General features: G+C 46.5%; 1 protein-coding gene. It reads right to left on the reverse strand.

The features are described 5' to 3' along the window. Positions 1-2: 2 nt before the first annotated feature. Positions 3-1,355 (reverse strand): IS4 family transposase, encoded by a 1,353-nt coding sequence (locus ACFVQB_RS34370; protein ID WP_379449866.1) that lies wholly within the window; start codon positions 1,353-1,355, stop codon positions 3-5. Positions 1,356-1,506: the final 151 nt, after the last annotated feature.

Here is a 1,506-nt window from a genome sequence, read left to right on the forward strand (position 1 = left end):
ACTCAACTTTCGCAGCTCAAATCTCCAAACAAACCCTTGATATAGCTGGGTAAACCAGAGATCCATTCTTGTAGTTGACAAAAAACGGCCGTTTTGTTCTTTTTCGTTTTTGCCTCTGCCATTTCAAGAAATAATCTCATCAGTTGCTGAAGCGCGGTCTGGAAGTCCAGATCGCGAACTTCATCGGCAAAGAGAAAAAAGAGTCCACCGAGTGTACGGTCATCACTGGATTCACGCCGTTCGTATTCCATCGCCAAATAACGGCTGAATACAACCGTCGTGTGGCTAATCAATTGGTCGAAAGAACGCCCCTGAAATTCTGTTCCCAGTTTCAAATAGCTTTTTGTGACTTTAAAAAAGGTTTCAATACTCCAACGCATGCCGTAAATTCGTACAATTTCGGCCACATCCAGCGTGACATCTGTGCTTAAAATGGCAAGCCATTCCCGCTTTTTATTCCGGTTGCGCACAAAGACAAGCTTCATAGGAAGACCGCATGAAGTATGCACGACCACGGAGCCTTTGATGTCTTTTGCACTCGATTTTGGCAGGGTTTGAAACACTTCTCCCAGTGTCATTCGCTGTCCCGAAATGAGATATCGCTGCTTCATTTCTTTCACCATCCCAATCACAGGCAGACCTCTGTCCGTGAGCTCCCGAAGCAGTGGAGCTTGCGTAAACCAGCTGTCCATCAACACATAGTCCGCAGTGAAGCCAGCTGTTAAAGCCTGATCTAGCAAGCCCACAACCGCATCTGGCTTCCGGGAAAAAGCCTCCATTCGGCGTTTGTACCCGTGGCTACGTCTCGAAAGATGGGAAACCATTTCACATAAGCGATTGGCGAATTTCGCGGAGGACAGCATTACAAAATCCAGCGGAGCAAAGCTAAAACCGTCCGACCAGCCGAGCGTGAGCATGGTGTATCCTTTAGAAAATTTGCCTGTAGAGTGGTCAAACACACGTGCCAGCAGCTCTGCTTTTTTACTCCGGTTTCGGCTGAGTACTGAATCATCAACGATAAATACACGCACCCGTTTGGAGGAAATGAGCGATTCAAAATGGCGTACGATCCGAAGGCTTAACGTCTGCAAAAATCGCCGCCACGCAAAAGAAGATTGATTCAAGAACCGATAGATAACATCTTTACCTGGAAGGTCTGCTCGGCGGTCGCTCTCCAAAAGACGAAACCAGTTCTTTCCTTCGAAGACCAGCGAGAATACGATCCGAAAAATCGCTAAACTGGAAAGACCGAACGATTTGGAAATGCCTGCGTTTCGTAGAGCTTTCCCAATGCGAAGCGTGGCAAAAAGTTTGGAAAAACGAGACTGTTCAGACAGGGAATGTTGTTGTAACATAGGGTTACACACCTTTCTTGTTGGCATGGTTGGTCGCACTTCCATGATACCAAACAAGCGAGGTGTTTTTTGTCAATAGAATTAGTTTTGTTGAAATGTTCTTACACCCACTAGGGGGGTTAGCTCGATATTCTAGGTGCGAAAGTTGAGT

Source organism: Paenibacillus sp. NPDC057886 (genome assembly GCF_042796655.1).
Lineage (GTDB): Bacteria > Bacillota > Bacilli > Paenibacillales > Paenibacillaceae > Paenibacillus.

Excerpts from the sequence above, each read along its gene's own strand:
- ACFVQB_RS34370 (WP_379449866.1), bottom strand. The coding sequence starts at position 1,355 with ATGTTACAACAACATTCCCTGTCTGAACAGTCTCGTTTTTCCAAACTT.